Below are 17146 nucleotides of genomic sequence, written 5' to 3' on the forward strand. Positions count from 1 at the left end.
GTCCATCGCGATGCCGTTCAGCAACACATGGTTGCCGGCCAGCAGCCGGCACTACAATCACCGGATGCACGTACACCTGCAACAACCCGCCATCGGCAATGAAGCGCCCCGCTTCCTGCGCCTCAGCCTGCAACCGGACCTGCTCGGCAGTTGGGAACTGCTGCGCGAGTCCGGCCGCGCCGGTGCACGTTCGCAGCTTCGCCGCGAGCTGTACCTGCAGGAGCAGGAAGCGCGCCAGGCGTTCGAAAAAGCACGCGATGCCGAACTGCACCGTGGCTTCAGCATCATTTCCAGCAGCGCATGAGCGCACTGTCCCCCCTGCCGGCACCCCTCGCCGCCCCCGCACAAGGAATGCCCCCGTGACCAGCCCCCTCCGCAACGATCGCCTGCTGCGCGCCCTGCGCCGTGAACCGGTGGACCACACGCCGGTCTGGCTGATGCGCCAGGCCGGTCGCTACCTGCCGGAGTATCGCGCCACGCGCGCCAAGGCCGGCAGCTTCCTGGCCATGGCCAAGAACCCGGAGATCGCCTGCGAGGTCACCCTGCAGCCATTGCGCCGGTTTCCACTGGACGCGGCTATCCTGTTCTCGGACATCCTGACCATCCCCGATGCGATGGGGCTGGAGTTGTACTTCGTCGAAGGCGAAGGCCCGAAGTTCCGCCACCCGGTGCGGGATGAAGCCGCCATCGCCCGGCTTGCCGTACCGGACATGGAACAGGAACTCGGTTATGTGATGGATGCGATCCGGGTAATCCGCCGCGAACTGGATGGCCAGGTGCCGCTGATCGGTTTTTCCGGCAGTCCATGGACGCTGGCGTGCTACATGGTCGAGGGTGGCGGCAGCAAGGACTTCGCGCGCATCAAGGCGATGGCGCTGAACCATCCGCAGCAGCTGCACCGGCTGCTGGAGGTGGTGACCGACGCCGTCATCGCGTACCTGGGGGCACAGCGTGCTGCCGGTGCGCAGGCCCTGCAGGTGTTCGACACATGGGGCGGCGTACTGTCTCCAGCCATGTACCGCGAATTCTCGCTGCGCTACCTGCAACGCATCGCCGCCGAACTGGAACGCGGACAAGGCAGTGAGCGGACACCGCTGATCCTGTTCGGCAAGGGTACCGGCCTGCATCTGGAATCCCTCTCGCACACCGGTGCCGATGCGCTGGGGCTGGACTGGACGCTGGACCTGGACGAAGCCGTGCGCCGCACCGGTGGGCGCGTCGCGCTGCAGGGCAACCTCGATCCCACCACCCTGTATGCCAGCCCGGAGGCGATCACCGCCGCCGCCGGTCGTGTGCTGGATACCTACGCCGCCGGCAACGGCGGTTCGCGCGAAGGCCACGTGTTCAACCTGGGCCATGGCATGTCACCTGACATGGACCCGGCCAACGTGCAGGTATTGGTGGATGCGGTGCATCGCCTCAGCGCGCGTTGAGGCGTTTCCCGACAGGGTGGTCCGACCCACGTTGATCGCGTCGTGACCACTGCTGGGCGATGATAGGCACCCCGTCCGCATCGATTCGCCCACGATGACATCACGCTATGCCTCCATCCGCCCGCTGCTGTGGCTGGTGTCGTTGGCGATCTTCATGCAGATGCTGGATTCCACCATCGTCAATACCGCGTTGCCGGCGATGGCCCGCAGCCTGGGCGAAAGCCCCCTGCAGATGCAGTCGGTGGTGTTCAGTTACGCGCTGGCGGTCGCGACATTCATCCCGGCCTCGGGCTGGATCGCCGACCGCTTCGGCACGCGCCGGGTCTTCCTGCTCGCCATCATCCTGTTCACCCTGGGGTCGCTGGCCTGCGCACTGGCACAGACCCTGCACCAGCTGGTTGCCGCACGCGTGCTGCAGGGGATCGGCGGGGCCATGTTGCTGCCGGTGGGGCGGCTGGCGGTGATGCGTTCCGTGCCGCGCGACGACTTCCTGCGTGCCATGAGCTTCATCGCCATTCCCGCGCTGATCGGCCCACTGGTCGGCCCCACGCTGGGTGGCTGGCTGGTGGAAGTCGCATCCTGGCATTGGGTCTTCCTGATCAACCTGCCGATCGGCGTGATCGGCTACGTGGTCGCGCTGAAGATCATGCCTGACCACTACGCGGCCCATCGCAGCCGGTTCGACCTGCGTGGCTATGCGATGCTGGCGTTCGGCATGGTGGTGCTGTCGCTTGCGCTGGACGGCATTTCCGGCATGGGCACGCCGCACGCGCTGGTGATGCTGATGACCGTGGCCGGGCTCGCCGCGCTGGTCGGCTACTGGCTGCATGCGGCCAACTCCACCGCGCCGCTGTTCTCGCTCGCGCTGTTCCGCGTGCCGAGCTACCGCATCGGCATCCTCGGCAACCTGTTCTCGCGCATCGGCAGCAGTGCCATGCCGCTGCTGATCCCGCTGCTGTTGCAGGTGGGCATGGGCATGAGCCCGATGAATGCCGGCCTGATGATGATTCCCGTGGCCGCCGCCGGCATGGTTTCCAAGAAAATGTCGGTAAAGCTGGTGGAGCGCTTCGGCTACCGCCGCGTGCTGATGACCAACACCGTGCTGGTCGGCCTCACCATGGCCAGCTTCGCGTTGATGACCCCGGGCCAGCACATGGGCTGGCGGCTGTTGCAGCTTGCCCTGTTCGGCGCGGTGAATTCCCTGCAGTTCACCGTCATGAACACAGTGACCCTGCGCGACCTGGACCGCGAGTTCGCCAGCCCCGGCAACAGCCTGCTGTCGATGGTGATGATGCTGGCCGCCGGTTTCGGCGCCGCTGCCGCCGGCAGCCTGCTGGCGGCATTTGCACCACTGGAATCACATGGCGCCACCGCCGCGCTGCACGCCACGTTCGTCTGCGTCGGCGCGATCACCCTGACCTCCACGCTGATCTTCCTGCAGTTGCCCGATACCCGCCCGGAACCGAAACAGGTCGAAGAAGTCGCCGAGTAGCGCCGGGCCATGCCCGGCGGGCGCAACGTCAACATCAAAGGCCGCAGCGCCGTGTGCATGCGTCGAGGCAGCGTCGGGCCATTCGAAGAAGTCGCCGAGTAGCGCCGGGCCATGCCCGGCGGAATATGGCTTTCAGCCAGCCTGGTCGCCCGCCAACGCCCGCGAGATCGCTTCGACCAGCAGGTCGCCGGTCACCGGCTTGCGCAGGAATCCCTGCATGCCCGCTGCCCGTACGCGTTCGGACAGGTCCGGGTCGGTACGTGCCGTCACCGCCAGCAATGGCATGTCGTGCCCTTGGTTGCGCAGGTGCGATGCCAGGTCGAAGCCGCTCAGTCCCGGCAGGTCAAGGTCCAACAGGCCGATGTCGAACCGTTCGCCGGCCATTTCCCGCAGCGCTGCCAGGGCATGCCCGGCATGCACCACCAGGTGCCCGCGTGCCGCCAGCAATCCGGCCACGACGTCGGCCACCGTCGCATCGTCTTCCACCAGCAGGATGCGCAGTGGCGCCAACGCGGCGACCTCCGCCGCCACGCCACCGCTGGAATGGCCGGCAAGGTCCGCCGGACACAGCACCAGCGGCAGGCTGACGATGAAACGCGTACCGCGCCCCAGCCGGCTGTCCACCGTGATGCTTCCGCCCATCGCCAGCGCCAGCTCACGACTGATCGCCAGGCCCAGGCCGCTGCCTCCATACTGGGCCGCCGTGCGCGCGCCATCGCCCTGCTCGAACCGCCCGAACAGGCGTTTCTGTTGTTCAGCGGTGATGCCCGGGCCGGTGTCGGACACTTCAAACTGCAGCCCCTCACCACTCGCTTCGCTGCGTGCCGCCAGCGTGATGCCGCCCTGCTGGGTGAACTTCACCGCATTGCCAAGCAGGTTCAACAGGATCTGCCGCACCCGTAACGGATCACCCAGCACTTGGCAATCGCCCTCCAGGTCATCCTGCACGGTGAACGACAGATCCTTCTGCTGCGCCAGCGGCGACAACAGGGTCTGCAGGTCGGCCAGCAGCCCATGCGGATCGAAGGGCAATGACTGCAGTTCCAGCCGGCCCGATTCGATGCGCGCCAGGTCCAGCGCGTCGTTGACCAGCAGCAGCAGGTGCTCCCCTGCCATGCGGATGGATTCGGCCTGGCTGCGCTGGCGCATGTCCAGCGGCGACGACAGCAGCAGTTCGGTCATGCCCAGCACGCCGGTCATCGGTGTACGCACCTCATGGCCCAGGTTGGCCAGGAACCGGGTCTTGGCTGCGGACGCATGCTCGGCGACTTCCTGCTTGTGCACGGCCATCTGGTACGCATGCCGCCGCTGCAGGCGTCGCCGGTAAAGCCAGGCAAACAAGCTCAATACCAGCAATCCGGTCGCTACCAGCACCAGCACGCCGGCCAGGCTTCGCCACCACGGCGGCAACACCTCGAATTCCAGCTTCTGCACCTGCGACCAGACATGGTCGGCCGAACGCGCCTGCACCTCCAGCGCATACGTGCCTGGCGGCAATCGGGAGAAAACACGTTCCCCGGCAGCGCCGGCATCCACCCAATCCGGGTCATAGCCCGTCAACCGGTAGCGGTAATCGTTGGATGCCGCGTCGCTGAAGGACAACAGCCGCGCGACGATGTGCAGGTCGCGGTCGCCATCCTGGATGACAATCGAGCGCTCATGGGTCAAGTCGACCACCTCGTCGCCACGGCCGACCTCGATCCGCTCGATCACCAGCGGTGCCTGCCGCATCGGCTGGCGTATCTTCAGCGGATCGAACATCACCACGCCGGCCGGCGTGCCCGCTACCAGCAGGCCGCTGGCGCTGGCCACCAGCGTGTTCTCGCGGAACTCCTGGCTGGGCAGGCCATCGTGCACCCCATACAGCCGCACGCTGGGCGCGCGCGGGTCCACCCGCAGCAATCCGCGCGGGCTGCTGGCCCATACGATGCCACTGGCATCGACCGACAGGCCATTGGCTGCTACGGCGGGATACCCCTGCACCGGACCGACTACCCTGTGCCGCTGCAATGCCTTGCCATTCCAGCGGTGCTGGACCAGGCGTCCGTCCTGCGACAGCCAGACCTGGTCGTCGCCAGCCAGCACCATGGCGTGCACGGCGCCGACCGGTCCGCCATCGACCATCTCGAAGCGGCGGCTGCCTGGTTCCCATTCCTGCAATCCCAGGCTGCTGGTCAGCCAGGGACGTCCGCGTGGTCCGCATTCCACGCTGAAATTCAGCTGCCCCGCCTGCAGCCCTGCCTGGCCCAGCGGAACGGTGGACAGCACGCGGCCATCCAGGTCCCTCGCCTGCATCCCACCCGGCGACATCGTCCAGACCTCTCCGCCACAGGCGGCGATGTCCTGTACGTTGCCTTCCATCACGGCATCGACCTTGGCGTCGGCCGCCCAGCGACGCTGCCGGCCATCGCGCGGCTGGTAGCGCACCAGGGCATCCAGTGAGCCCATCCACACCTGGCCGCGCTCGTCTTCGGCCACCGACAGCAGCCAGTGGTTGCCATTGACCCAGGTAAGGTGCTGCTGGACCTTGCCGGTGGCCGGGTCCAGCTTGTCCAGCGCACCATGCCCGCCTACCGCCCAGATGCCCCCATCGTCGGCGGGCGCTGTCCCCAACACGAATCCATTACGCAGCGAGCCGGGATCATCCTCCAGCCGGGACAGTACCGAAAACTGCCACCAGCGCGGCAGCAGGTGCCACAGCCCGGCATTGGTGCTGGCCAGCCATAGCCCCCCTTCGCGGTCCTGGAAGGCGCCGCTCCAGTTCGGCCTCACCTGGCCGCGCGCCAGTGCGCTGTACAGCGGCACCTTCTGGTAGCGGCCATCGACGCCGCGCCCCAGGCCTGATCGGGTATCCAGCCAATACCCCCCTTGTTCGTCGTGCAGCATCATGCCGAGCACCTGGTCATCGGCCGGTACCGGCCAGGGAGCAGGCTCGAAACGGCCATCCGGACGCCGCACCAGGACGCTGGCCAAGGTGTTGATCCACAAGCTGCCGTCGGCATCGGCGGTCATGCCGTTGACCACCGCGCCAGCCAGCACGCGTTCGGGGACGCGTTCGAAATCACGGCCGGTCCAGCGCGCCAGGCCCCGTTTGGTGCCGACCCACAACGTGCCATCGGGCAAGGTAGCCAGGAACGGTACGCTGTTGGAGGGCAGGCTGCGCTCATTGCCGCTCTCAGGCAGGAACCGCTGCAGATGCTCGTCCGCATCCAGGCGATACAGCCCGCCTTCGTAGGTGCCGAACCATATCGCCCCGTCCGGCGTGGCGGCCACGCTCCAGACCGTATTGCTGGCCAGCAGTGGCTGGCTGGCACGATCGTAGAAACGCAGGTCGCGTCGGTCGGCCGACATCCGGATCAGGCCTGCGTTTTCGGTTCCGACCCACAGCCGGTTGCGTGCGTCGGCGATGACGGTCCACACCCGGTTGTCGCGCAGTCCGTCTTCCGCACGCCATATCCGGTAATTGCGACCATCGAAACGCGCCAGGCCGTCGTTGGTGGCTATCCACAGATAGCCCAGGCGGTCCTCTGCCATGCGGTTGACGGTGTTGGATGGCAATCCGTCGAACACGGTCAACTGGCGGGGTGTCGGCGGCACCGGCTGCGCCAGTGCCGGCACCAGCGCCAGCCATCCCAACAACAGCAATGCAAACGCCGTACGCAACCCCAGCACCCTGCGACTCTCCCCGTTCCGGGCAACCGTTCCATGGCAGGCATCGCAATGCCGCCCCCACTGCGGACACGACGGCATGCCGCCTGCCCCCGCATGGTAAACCGAACCAGGCGACCTTCACGGCACTTTCCACGCCTGCCGCGTCCCGCCAGGGCTGCTCGGTGTTCAGCCGGGCCCGCGTCGCAACCTCGCCTTTGCAAGGGCTTCCACCAGCATGTCCCCGGTCACCGGCTTGCGCAGGAAGCCATCGAATCCAGCACTGAGCACTTCGCTTTCGGCATAGACGTCCGAGCGCGCGGTGACGGCCACCAGGGGGAACACATGGCCCATCGCGCGCAGTTGCCGTGCCAGGGAGAGCCCATCCAGCGCGGGCAGGTCAAGGTCGAGCAGGCCGGCATCGAAGTCCGCAGTCGCCACCTCCGCCAACGCGGCCAGGCCGTGCATCGCATGCACCACCCGGTGCCCGCGCACGGCCAACAGTCCCACCACGACGTCCGCCACGGTCGGATCGTCCTCCACCAGCAGGATGCGCAATGGGGGAAGCTTCAGGCTCATTGAAGGCACGTCCGATCCCGGACTCCCTTCCTCGACCTGCCAGGGCAAGGGCAGCTCCACGATGAAGCGCGCGCCCTGGCCTGGCCGGCTGTCCACCGTGATCCCCCCGCCCATCGCGACCGCCAGTTCCTGGCAGATGGCGAGCCCCAGTCCGGTGCCGCCATAGCGTGACGCGGTACGCGGACCATCGGCCTGCTCGAAACGCAGGAACAGGCGTTCCTGCTGGTCGGCGCTGATTCCCGGGCCGCTGTCGATCACCTCGAACACCAGGCCGACATGGTCGCCGGCAGGTCTCACCCCGATCCCGACATGTCCGCGCTCGGTGAATTTGATGGCGTTACCCAGCAGGTTCATCAGTATCTGCCGGATACGCATCTCATCGCCACTCGCGCACAGGTTGCCCGGCAAGGCCACGGTACGCCGGAAATCGAGGCCGCGCTGGCGCGCGATCGGCTCCATCAGGCCCTGTACTTCGTCCAGCAAGGCGCCCAGCGCGAACGGCCGGATGTCCAGTTCCAGCCGCCCCGCCTCGATGCGGGCCAGGTCCAGCGCATCGTTCACCAACCGCAGCAGGTGGTTGCCAGCCTGGTGGATCGCACCGGCGTAGCTGCGCTGCTGCTCGTCCAGCGAGGTGTCCAGCAGCAGTTCGCTCATGCCCAGCACACCGGTCATCGGCGTACGTACTTCGTGGCCCAGCGTGGCCAGGAAATGGCTCTTGGCCTGCGACGCCTGTTCAGCCAGGTGCTGCTTGTGCAGGCTGAGCTGCCACTGGTGCCGCCGCCGCAGGCGCAGTCGCACGTACCACGCCACTGCCGCCAGCAGCAACAGAGCACACAGCACGTACACCAGCAGCGCTACGCCGTTGCGCCACCATGGCGGCAACACCTGCACGAGCAGTTCGCGCGATGGCGTCCAGTCTCCTGCGGCGGCACGTGCCTGGATCTCGATTCGATAGTTGCCTGCAGGCAGGCGCGAGAGCGTGCGTTCCCCCTCCATGGCCGGCACCCAGTTGAGGTCGTAACCCTGCACCCGGAAGCGGTAGGCATTGCCGGCGGGATTGGCGAAGGACAACAGGCGCGCGTTGATCTGCAGGTCGCGGTCATCCGGTCCCAGCACGATCGGCGCATCGGCCGCCACGTCCTGCCATCCTTCAGCGTCGTCGCGGCGGACCCGGACCGATCCGACCACCAGCTGCGACGGTGGCAGGGCCACGTCATCCACGTTGGGATCGAAGGCCACCAGGCCGGTCTGCGAGACTGCCAGGACCCGCCCTGCCGCGTCCTGGGCCGGCGGCCTGCCGGTGAACTCCGAATCCGGCAAGCCATCCCGCTCGCTGTAGATGCGCAGCTGGCGACGCTGCGGGTCCCAGCGCAACAAGCCACGCGGACTGGTTGCCCATACCTCGCCGTTCGCGGCAGGCACCAGCCCGCCCATCGAAACCGGCGGCACCCCCTGCGCGGCACCGACCTGCTCGCGCAGCGTCAGGCTCAATCCATCCCAGTCATAACGTTCGAAAGCGCCCTGGCGAGCCAGCCACAGGCTGCTGGCGGACTGCCAGGCGAGATCGAAGATGCTGCCGCGGGAAACGCCGGGCACGGCGATGAAACGATCATCCTGCAAGCGCAGCACGCCCATGTTGCCGACTGCCCACAACTGCCCGCGCGCATCGAAACGCAACTGCTCGACCGGTGCATCCGAGCCCCCGGGCAGCGCCTTGGCCAGTACCTCCCGCAGCAGTTTTCCGCTTGCGTCGCGCTGCTGCAGGCCATGGTTCATCACCGACAGCCATACCGTGCCATCCGGTGCAGCACGCATCAGGTCGATGCGCTGGCGCAGGTCCGAACCGCCATGGATGAGCAGGTCGCGGTAGGTTTCCCGCTGCGGATCGTACACGCTGATCCGTCCAGCGCGGCCCAGCCACAGGCTGCCATCGGGCCGCGGCAGCAATGACCAGATCGCGCCACTGCCGAGGCGCTCATCGTTGACCAGCAACGACAAGCTGCCCTGTGGATCGAGCTGGTAGACCCCATGCGCAGCGCCAACGAAGAAGTGGGTGCCGTCGCTTGCCGCGCTGAGCAGGTACTGGCTGTCCAACGACTTGCCATCGAGCTGGTACCAGGTGGAAAAGCGGCGCCAGTCCGGTGGCAGGTAGGCCAGCCCCTGGGTGAGCAGTGCGATCCATATGCCCCCTTCATGATCCTGCAGCATGTCCAGCACACCGCTATGGGCGGTCAGGAAGCCGCTTCCGCGGTCTCCCTCCAGGCGGCGCAGCCGTTGATCATCACCACGCAGCAATCCGTCCGAGCTGCCGATCCAATATCCCCCAAGGCGGTCATGCAGCACCGAGGCCGAGCGCAGCGATGCCCCTCCCCCCCAGCCCGGACGCTGCACATGGTCGCTGCCATCGATGCGCAGCAGACCGTGCGCCTGGGTGCCGGCCCAGACATCGTCGTTCGCGTCCCCCTTCAGTCGCAACACGGGCATGTCGGCCAGCACGTCAGCGCCGATGCGGTCGAAGCTGCGGCCATTCCAGCGCGCCACGCCCCGTTCGGTGCCCAGCCACAATCGTCCACGGCGATCGACCAGACTGGTGTAGACCGTATCGCTGGGAATGCTGTGCGGATCGGCCGGATCATGGCGAAACACTTGCACCGTGCCATCTTCCTGCCGGCGACATAGTCCATAGCCGCTGGTGCCGATCCACAGCGCGTCATCGTCATCGGCCAAGGTCCAGAACTGACCTTCGCAGGCCTCATTGATGTCGTTGATGGCCTCGAATCCGTCGCGCTGCGGCCCCATGCGTACCAGGCCGACGCCGTTGATGCCAAGCCACAGTCGATCGCGACGATCCACGATCAGTGTCTCGATCTCATCGCCCGGCAGCGAGCCTTCCACCTGCGGATCATGCCGCCAGGCCTGCAGCGAAACGCCGTCGAAGCGGGCAAGCCCACCGTCGGTGGCAGCCCATACATGGCCCTGGCGGTCCTCCGCCAATGCCGTCACCATCCGCGAAGGCAGGCCCTCGGCCGTGCCAAAACGCCGTAGCTGCGGGGTTTCCGCCACCCCGGGCGATGCCGACGGCGCGGCAGCAGCCTGCGTGCCGGGCACCGGGATCCCGACCATCGCCAGCAATAACAACAGTGCACGTCCGTGATGCATGTACGTCGCCATGGCGGCTCCCCTGGGGACCGGAATTGTCACACAGCCCTGCCCCAGCGTCCCGGCGTATCGGACCAGACGTGCATCCGGCGACGCGTCTGGACGGTCAAGGCGCCATCGCCACCATGAACTGTTGCAGCCATGTGGCTGCTCGCGACCCCGGTGCGGTGCGTATGATCATCCCGTCCCCTGCAGGAGCTTTCGCGTGTTCCATCGACCGACCCTGACCCTGCTGCTTTGCCTGCTGCCCGGCTTGGCGTTGGCCGCAGACACGATGTATCGGCTCGATCCGGTGCACACCCGCGTGTTGTTCGCCATCGAGCACGCAGGCTTCTCCAGCGCACTGGGCACGGTATCGGGCAGCGAGGGTGAACTGCACTTCGATCCAGGTCAGTGGGAGGCAGCCCGCCTGGACGTGCGGGTTCCACTGGAGAGGCTGGACCTGGGCGACGACAAGTGGAACAAGGCGGCATTGGCGCGCAACCTGCTCGACGGCAGGAACTTCCCGCAGGCGCGCTTCGTGTCCACGCAGGTGCTGCCCGTCGACGACACCCATGCGCGCGTCATCGGCCAGCTGACCCTGCGTGGCGTCAGTCGCGAGGTGGTGCTGGATGTCACGCTCAATGCGCTCAAGCGTCACCCCATGCCTCCGTTTCGCCGCACCGCGGGCTTCACCGCCACCACGGCCCTCAGCCGCCGTGATTTCGGCATCACGGCATGGCCGGGCATGATCGGCGATACCGTCCAGCTTCGCATGGAGGTGGAGGCTGTCCGCGACCGCAGCGGCGGCGACGCGGAAACCCCTGCGCCTGCTTCACCTTCCGATTCCCCGGATGATGCAACCCCCGACGACAGGAGCATCCCATGAACCGCAATACGCTCCGCTGGGGCCGTGTCAGCCAGGCACTGCACTGGCTGATCGCCCTGCTGATCCTCACCCTTGGGGTGGTCGGCCTGACCATGGGCGAGCTGCCGAAGACGCCGAAGTATTTCTGGGTATACACCGCGCACAAATCATTGGGCATCACCGTGCTGGCGCTGGTGCTGTTCCGGCTTGGCTGGCGGTTGTCCGCCGGCGCGCCCGAACCGGTCCCCGGCATTCCCACTTGGCAGGAACGCATCGCCGGTGCCACGCATTGGCTGATGTACGTGCTGATGTTCACCATCCCGCTTTCTGGCTGGGTCTACGATTCGGCCAGCGGCCTGCGCCCGTTCCGCTGGTTCGGGCTGGTGGATGTTCCCAAGCTGGTCGCGCCTGATCCAGGGACGGTGGCGATCTCGCACGCCATCCACGAATACGGCTTCTGGCTGTTGATCGCCGTGGTGCTGGCGCATGCCGGCGCAGCGTTCTACCACCATTTTTTCCAGCGCGATGCCACGCTGGCACGCATGCTGCCGCGTGGCTGGCTCGCCTCCCCACAGAAGGACTGACCGATGACCATAAGACTGACCACCCCGACCGCCGTGGCTGCCGCATTGGCCGGCCTGCTTGCAGCGTCACCCGCCATCGCCGCGGACTACGTGCAGGCACCGGGCTCCACGCTTGCCTTCGCCACCAAGTACGACGGCGAAGTGTTTTCCGGTACTTTCCCGGGCTTCAAGACCCAGCTCAGCTTCGACCCGGCCGATCCGGCCTCCGGCAAGCTGGATGTGGAGATCCCGCTGGCCGGGGCGAAGAGCGGCAACAGCGATCGCGACTCCACCCTGCTGGGCGCGGATTTCTTCAATGTCGCCAAGTTCGCGCAGGCGCGCTACACCGCCAGCGGCTTCCGCGCACTGGGCAACGACCGGTATGCAGCCGATGGCACCCTGCAACTGCGCGGCATCAGCAAGCCGGTGACCCTGACCTTCACCTGGACACCCGGCGCGCAACCGGTGCTGAGCGGCAAGGCCACCGTCAAGCGCCTGGAGTTCGGCGTGGGTGGCGGTGACTGGGCCGATACCAAGACCATTCCCGACGAGACGGCCATCAGCACCAGGGTGATATTCAACGCGAAGTAAGGCCGGCTCATCCGGTAGCGCCGGGCCATGCCCGGCGGCTTTGCCCGGCAGGTTTGCCCGGCAGCTTTCACCGATGGCCGCGCTTTGCGCTCGCCGGGCATGGCCCGGCGCTACCCAGCCGCGGCCAACCAGGCCTGCACGGTGGCCGCGTCGAAGGGCCAGTCGAGTTCACCGGTCCCGGCCGACTGGCCCAGCACCGGCACACGCATGCCGTAGTGTGCTTCCAGCACCGGATCCTCGTCGATGAACACGGAACGGAATTCCGGCACCTTGGCCTGGGCCAGCACCTCCAGCGCCAGGTCGCAGAGATGGCAGTCATCACGCTGGAACAGGGTCAGCACGGGATTCGCTCCAGATGGCAGGTATTGTTGCGCCGCAGCCAGGGTCGAGCACGGCGAACCGTTAGAATAGCGGTCTCTTCCGGTACCCGCAGTACGGCATCCATGGCAGTCAGCACCTTCGACGTCTTCAAGATCGGCATTGGCCCGAGTTCCTCGCACACGGTCGGGCCGATGAAAGCGGCCGAACGTTTCGTGCACCGCTGGCTGCTGGATCCGGGCAGGCTGCAGGACGTGGTGCGCATCCGCGCCGACGTCTACGGCTCGCTCGCCCTGACCGGCCGTGGCCATGGCACCGACAAGGCCGTGCTGCTGGGCCTGGAGGGCCAGCGCCCGAACCTCATCGATCCGGACATCATCCCGGCCACGCTGGAGCGCATCCGTGGCAGCAAGCGCATCCGGCTGATGGGCCAGCATGAAATCTTCTTCGACGAAAAGCGCGACCTGGGGATGAACAAGCGGCAGAAGCTGCCCTACCATACCAATGGCATGCGTTTCACCGCCTTTGATGCCAATGATGAGGTAATCGCCACCCGCGATTATTACTCGGTAGGCGGTGGATTCGTGGTCAACCAGGACGACGCCGCCGATGACCGCATCGTGCCCGACGAAACGCCGCTGCCCTACCCCTTCAAGAGCGGCGACGAGCTGCTGGCACAGACGGCGCGCAGTGGCCTGAGCATCGCGCAGTTGATGTTCGAGAACGAGAAGTCCTGGCGCAGCGAAGACGAGATCCGCGAACTGCTGCGCGAGATCTGGAATGCCATGCAATCGTGCGTGGCGCGCGGCATCCTCCAGGAGGGCACGCTGCCGGGGGGCCTGCATGTCGGTCGCCGCGCCCCTGCACTGCACCGCGAGCTGTCGTCCAAGCCGGAAGCGGCCATGCGCGATCCATTGACCACGCTGGACTGGGTCAACCTGTATGCGCTGGCAGTCAACGAAGAGAATGCCGCTGGCGGTCGCGTGGTTACCGCACCCACCAATGGCGCGGCGGGCGTACTGCCTGCCGTCCTGCATTACTTCGATCGTTTCTGCCCCGGCGCGAACGAACAGTGCATCTTCGATTTCCTGCTGACCTCCGCGGCAATCGGCATCCTGTACAAGGAGAACGCCTCCATTTCCGGCGCCGAAGTCGGCTGCCAGGGGGAAGTAGGCGTGGCCTGCTCGATGGCGGCCGGCGGCCTGGTTGCCGCACTCGGCGGCACCCCCAGCCAGATCGAGAACGCGGCCGAAATCGGCATGGAGCATAACCTCGGCCTGACCTGCGACCCTATCGGCGGACTGGTGCAGATTCCCTGCATCGAGCGCAATGCCATGGGCGCGGTGAAAGCGATCAACGCATCGCGCATGGCCATGCGCGGCGATGGCAAGCACAAGGTATCGCTGGACAAGGTCATCAAGACCATGCGCGATACCGGCCGTGACATGCAGGACAAGTACAAGGAAACCAGCCGTGGCGGCCTGGCGGTGAACGTCATCGAGTGCTGACCGGCAAGCTGGCCGCTGGTGGATGACGACCGGGAGTCGTCATGGTTTTGCAGGTACCCTCGGGGTTTGCCCACGGAGACCACCATGCGCCTGCTGGCCACCGCATTGCTCGCCTGCCTTCCACTGACCGCCGTCGCCGCCGACAGCCATGGCGCCCGTCTGGAAGGTTTCGACTACCCCTACCCGGTGAAGACGTTTGCGCTGGAGTCCCAACGCCAGCCACTGGAAATGGCCTATCTCGACCTTTCACCGGACCGCGCGGCCATCGGTACCGTCGTCCTGCTGCACGGCAAGAATTTCTGCGCCGCCACCTGGCAGGAAAGCATCCAGCCCTTGCTGGATGCCGGCTATCGGGTGATCGCGCCGGACCAGGTGGGCTTCTGCAAGTCCAGCAAGCCGCAGGGCTACCAATACTCGTTTGGCCAGCTGGCCGCCAACACCCATGCCCTGCTGCAGCAGTTGGGCGTGCAGAGCGCGCATATCGTCGGCCATTCCATGGGTGGCATGCTGGCCGCGCGCTATGCGCTGCTGTATCCACGGGCCACGCAGAGCCTTGCGCTGGTCAATCCGATCGGCCTTGAAGACTGGAAGGCACTCGGCGTGCCCTGGCGCAGCGTGGACGCCTGGTATGCCAACGAACTGAAAACCAGTTTCGATTCGATAAAGAAGTACCAGCTGGATGTGTATTACGACGGCGACTGGAAGCCACGATTCGAACACTGGGCCCGCATGCAGGCCGGCATGTACGCCGGGCCGGGCAAGGACGCCGTTGCATGGAGCCAGGCGTTGACGTCAGACATGGTCTTCAACCAGCCGGTGGTCTACGAACTGAAGCACATCACCGCGCCGACCACGCTGTTCATCGGCCAGAAGGACCGCACCGCCATCGGCCGCGACCTCGCGGCGCCGGAACTCAAGGCACGACTGGGCGACTATCCCGCGTTGGGCAAGGCAGCCGCCACGGCCATACCCGGTGCGCAACTGGTGGAGTTCGACGACCTGGGCCATTCGCCGCAGGTGCAGGATCCGGCCCGGTTCAACACAGCGCTGCTGCGCTTCCTGGACGCTCACCGCTGACAGGAACAGGGGCACGTTGATCGCGCTGCCCCTGTCCCGTCTTGTCGCGTGGAAGGTCAGCGGGCGATGGCCAGCACGCTGACTTCGCTGAACGCGGCTTCGCCCACCACCCGCAGGTACCATGTCCCTGGTTGCGGGCTGCCTATGACGATCGCCTCGGCGGTGCCGGCATGCAGGGAGCGGTAGGGCGCATCCTCCGCTGAAGGCTCGACACCAGGCGCCGCATACAGACTGACATCACCGCGGCCGCCCAAGGTACGCAGGTTCAAGCTGCGGGCGCCTGCCGGCACATTGATCCGGTAAAGGAACGACTGCTGGTTTGCCCCAGCCAGGCCCTGCAGCGGCACGCCATTCTGCAGTTCGGGCGCCGGTGGCTCCGGGAGGTCATTGCCCAGTGCCAGTTGCACCGCGCGCCCTGCATCGGCGAGCCCCGCGCCGATGGGCCTGTCGACCGGTGGCGGCACCGGGAACGGACGCACCGACGCCACCAGCAGCTCGTGCACCTGTGCAGGGGTAAGTGCACCACGACCCGCTCCCACCGCCGCGGACTGCATCAGGGCCACGATGCCGGCCACATGCGGGGCAGCCATCGACGTACCCATCATGCCGACCAAGGCATCCTTGCCTGCCACCGTCTTACCGTCATTGCCGGTGGACCAGATATAGCCCTGCGACAGGCCTGCGTTGCTGCTCGGATCGCCGCCAGGAGCGGCCAAGGCCACGCCCGAACCGAAATTGGTATAGCTGGCGATCGTTCCACCGACACCGGTGGCGCCAACCGCAATGACGTTGTTGCAGCCGGCGGGACTGAACTGTGAAACATCAGCATTGCTGTTGCCGGCAGCAACAACCACCGTAGTACCGCGTGATACAGCAAAATCGATTGCTTCCTGCGTAACCGAATCTTCCTCGCAACCACCACCACCGCCCAGGCTCATGTTGATGACATCGGCCGGAGTGGGGTTAACGGGTATGCCATCGATTTTTCCACCTGCCGCCCATACGATCGCATCGGCAATATCCGAGGTGAGGCCGCCGCAATGTCCGAGCACGCGCACCGGCTGCACTTTGGCGCCCCACGCGGTGCCGGCCACGTCCAGCCCGTTGTTGGTCATCGCCGCCACCGTACCCGCCACATGGGTACCATGCCAGCTGCTGGGACTGCCTTCGCACCAATCGCCCGGATCGGTGGCATCTGGATCGCGGCCGTCGCCGTCTCCGGCAACATCGGGCTCGTCCGGCGATTGGCCATACCATGAAACGAAGTCGTAGCCAGGAATCAGATTGTCCTTCAGGTCAGCATGCGGGGTGGAGCCGGTGTCCAGCACGGCCACCACCACGCCTTCGCCGGTGCTGTGCTCCCAGGCCTGCGGGCCATAGATGCCGCCCACGGTATTGAGCAGGTCCCACTGATAAACAGGAAGTTGCGGGTCGTTCGGCATCAGATCCAGGGCATGCTTGATTCCATCCACTTGGGCGTACAGCACGTCCGGATCCTGCCGCAGCTGGCGCAGCACGACCTGCGCCTCCGCGGCATCGAGCGGGCGCGAAGCCGCCACGATTTCCGCACCGGTGGCGCCGCGGCGCAGTGCCTGCAGGCCCAACGTACCGCGGACCGACTGCGTGCCGATGGCGCCTGCACTGGCAGCACGCAGGCTGGACTGCACCCGGCTGCGATCGCGCGCGGGTGCGCTGCCGGGCTTGTACTTGACGATGAAACGTTGCACCGGTGCAACTGCCGATGCGTCGGGCAACTGCCGCAGCGGAACCAGTGCGCGCGCCACGGGAACGTCGGCAGCGTGGCCCAGCATCGGGACGGTGCCAAGCGAAATGGCAACGGCCAGGACGCCGACCTTGGTGGTGAAGCAATGACTCATGGGTATTTCTCCAAGAGGAACATCAGAAAGGAGGCCGCCCCAGGCAGAGCGGCC

The 17146-nt window shown here is 66.4% G+C and carries 12 protein-coding genes; 8 read left to right on the forward strand and 4 right to left on the reverse strand.

Annotated features, from left to right (window positions below; all coding sequences use genetic code 11):
- Window positions 1-64: 64 nt before the first annotated feature.
- From H4O11_RS16460 to mdtD, 3 genes are all read left to right on the forward strand, one after another.
- A complete protein-coding gene (locus tag H4O11_RS16460; RefSeq protein WP_182340992.1) occupies window positions 65-304 on the forward strand; it encodes a WGR domain-containing protein in 240 nt (79 codons plus the stop codon).
- Between the two features lie 55 nt (window positions 305-359).
- Window positions 360-1433 (forward strand): uroporphyrinogen decarboxylase, encoded by a 1074-nt coding sequence (hemE, locus tag H4O11_RS16465; RefSeq protein WP_182340885.1) that lies wholly within the window; start codon window positions 360-362, stop codon window positions 1431-1433.
- A 94-nt stretch (window positions 1434-1527) separates the two neighbouring features.
- Window positions 1528-2925: a multidrug transporter subunit MdtD gene (gene mdtD, locus H4O11_RS16470; protein WP_182340888.1), complete on the forward strand. Its 1398-nt coding sequence runs from the start codon at window positions 1528-1530 to the stop codon at window positions 2923-2925.
- A gap of 132 nt (window positions 2926-3057) precedes the next feature.
- On the opposite strand, the gene H4O11_RS16475 is transcribed toward mdtD, so the two are convergent.
- Both H4O11_RS16475 and H4O11_RS16480 read right to left on the reverse strand, forming a co-directional pair.
- On the reverse strand, window positions 3058-6597 hold the full coding sequence (locus H4O11_RS16475; RefSeq protein WP_182340891.1) for an ATP-binding protein: 3540 nt from the start codon (window positions 6595-6597) through the stop codon (window positions 3058-3060).
- A gap of 165 nt (window positions 6598-6762) precedes the next feature.
- A complete protein-coding gene (locus H4O11_RS16480; RefSeq protein WP_182340995.1) occupies window positions 6763-10275 on the reverse strand; it encodes a hybrid sensor histidine kinase/response regulator in 3513 nt (1170 codons plus the stop codon).
- A 241-nt stretch (window positions 10276-10516) separates the two neighbouring features.
- Between H4O11_RS16480 and H4O11_RS16485 the strand changes: the two genes are divergently transcribed.
- Genes H4O11_RS16485 through H4O11_RS16495 form a run of 3 tightly spaced genes read left to right on the forward strand, consistent with a single transcriptional unit; the run spans window position 10517 to window position 12312 of the window.
- Window positions 10517-11179, forward strand: a complete 663-nt coding sequence (locus H4O11_RS16485; RefSeq protein ID WP_425506079.1) for a YceI family protein — start codon at window positions 10517-10519, stop codon at window positions 11177-11179.
- Window positions 11176-11742 (forward strand): cytochrome b, encoded by a 567-nt coding sequence (locus tag H4O11_RS16490; RefSeq protein ID WP_182340894.1) that lies wholly within the window; start codon window positions 11176-11178, stop codon window positions 11740-11742. Before H4O11_RS16485 ends, H4O11_RS16490 begins: the two co-directional genes overlap by 4 nt.
- Before the next feature lie 3 nt (window positions 11743-11745).
- The gene (locus H4O11_RS16495) at window positions 11746-12312 is read left to right on the forward strand and encodes a YceI family protein (RefSeq protein WP_182340897.1); all 567 of its coding nucleotides are present in this window, start codon (window positions 11746-11748) and stop codon (window positions 12310-12312) included.
- Between the two features lie 110 nt (window positions 12313-12422).
- On the opposite strand, the gene H4O11_RS16500 is transcribed toward H4O11_RS16495, so the two are convergent.
- Window positions 12423-12653, reverse strand: a complete 231-nt coding sequence (locus H4O11_RS16500; RefSeq protein ID WP_182340900.1) for a glutaredoxin family protein — start codon at window positions 12651-12653, stop codon at window positions 12423-12425.
- 102 nt (window positions 12654-12755) lie between these two features.
- Between H4O11_RS16500 and H4O11_RS16505 the strand changes: the two genes are divergently transcribed.
- Window positions 12756-14138: an L-serine ammonia-lyase gene (locus H4O11_RS16505; RefSeq protein ID WP_182340903.1), complete on the forward strand. Its 1383-nt coding sequence runs from the start codon at window positions 12756-12758 to the stop codon at window positions 14136-14138.
- Between the two features lie 84 nt (window positions 14139-14222).
- Window positions 14223-15215, forward strand: a complete 993-nt coding sequence (locus H4O11_RS16510; protein ID WP_182340907.1) for an alpha/beta fold hydrolase — start codon at window positions 14223-14225, stop codon at window positions 15213-15215.
- 56 nt (window positions 15216-15271) lie between these two features.
- Here H4O11_RS16510 and H4O11_RS16515 read toward each other — a convergent pair whose 3' ends face one another.
- Window positions 15272-17092, reverse strand: coding sequence for a S8 family peptidase (locus H4O11_RS16515; protein WP_182340909.1), 1821 nt, complete (start codon window positions 17090-17092; stop codon window positions 15272-15274).
- Between the last annotated feature and the right edge of the window lie 54 nt (window positions 17093-17146).

The organism is Stenotrophomonas tumulicola (assembly GCF_014117215.1).
In the GTDB taxonomy this organism is placed as follows: domain Bacteria; phylum Pseudomonadota; class Gammaproteobacteria; order Xanthomonadales; family Xanthomonadaceae; genus Stenotrophomonas; species Stenotrophomonas tumulicola.

Excerpts from the sequence above, each read along its gene's own strand:
- H4O11_RS16460 (WP_182340992.1), top strand. The coding sequence starts at position 65 with ATGCACGTACACCTGCAACAACCCGCCATCGGCAATGAAGCGCCCCGC.
- mdtD (WP_182340888.1), top strand. The coding sequence starts at position 1,528 with ATGACATCACGCTATGCCTCCATCCGCCCGCTGCTGTGGCTGGTGTCG.
- H4O11_RS16480 (WP_182340995.1), bottom strand. The coding sequence starts at position 10,275 with ATGGTCGGGATCCCGGTGCCCGGCACGCAGGCTGCTGCCGCGCCGTCG.
- H4O11_RS16490 (WP_182340894.1), top strand. The coding sequence starts at position 11,176 with ATGAACCGCAATACGCTCCGCTGGGGCCGTGTCAGCCAGGCACTGCAC.
- H4O11_RS16495 (WP_182340897.1), top strand. The coding sequence starts at position 11,746 with ATGACCATAAGACTGACCACCCCGACCGCCGTGGCTGCCGCATTGGCC.
- H4O11_RS16505 (WP_182340903.1), top strand. The coding sequence starts at position 12,756 with ATGGCAGTCAGCACCTTCGACGTCTTCAAGATCGGCATTGGCCCGAGT.
- H4O11_RS16510 (WP_182340907.1), top strand. The coding sequence starts at position 14,223 with ATGCGCCTGCTGGCCACCGCATTGCTCGCCTGCCTTCCACTGACCGCC.
- H4O11_RS16515 (WP_182340909.1), bottom strand. The coding sequence starts at position 17,092 with ATGAGTCATTGCTTCACCACCAAGGTCGGCGTCCTGGCCGTTGCCATT.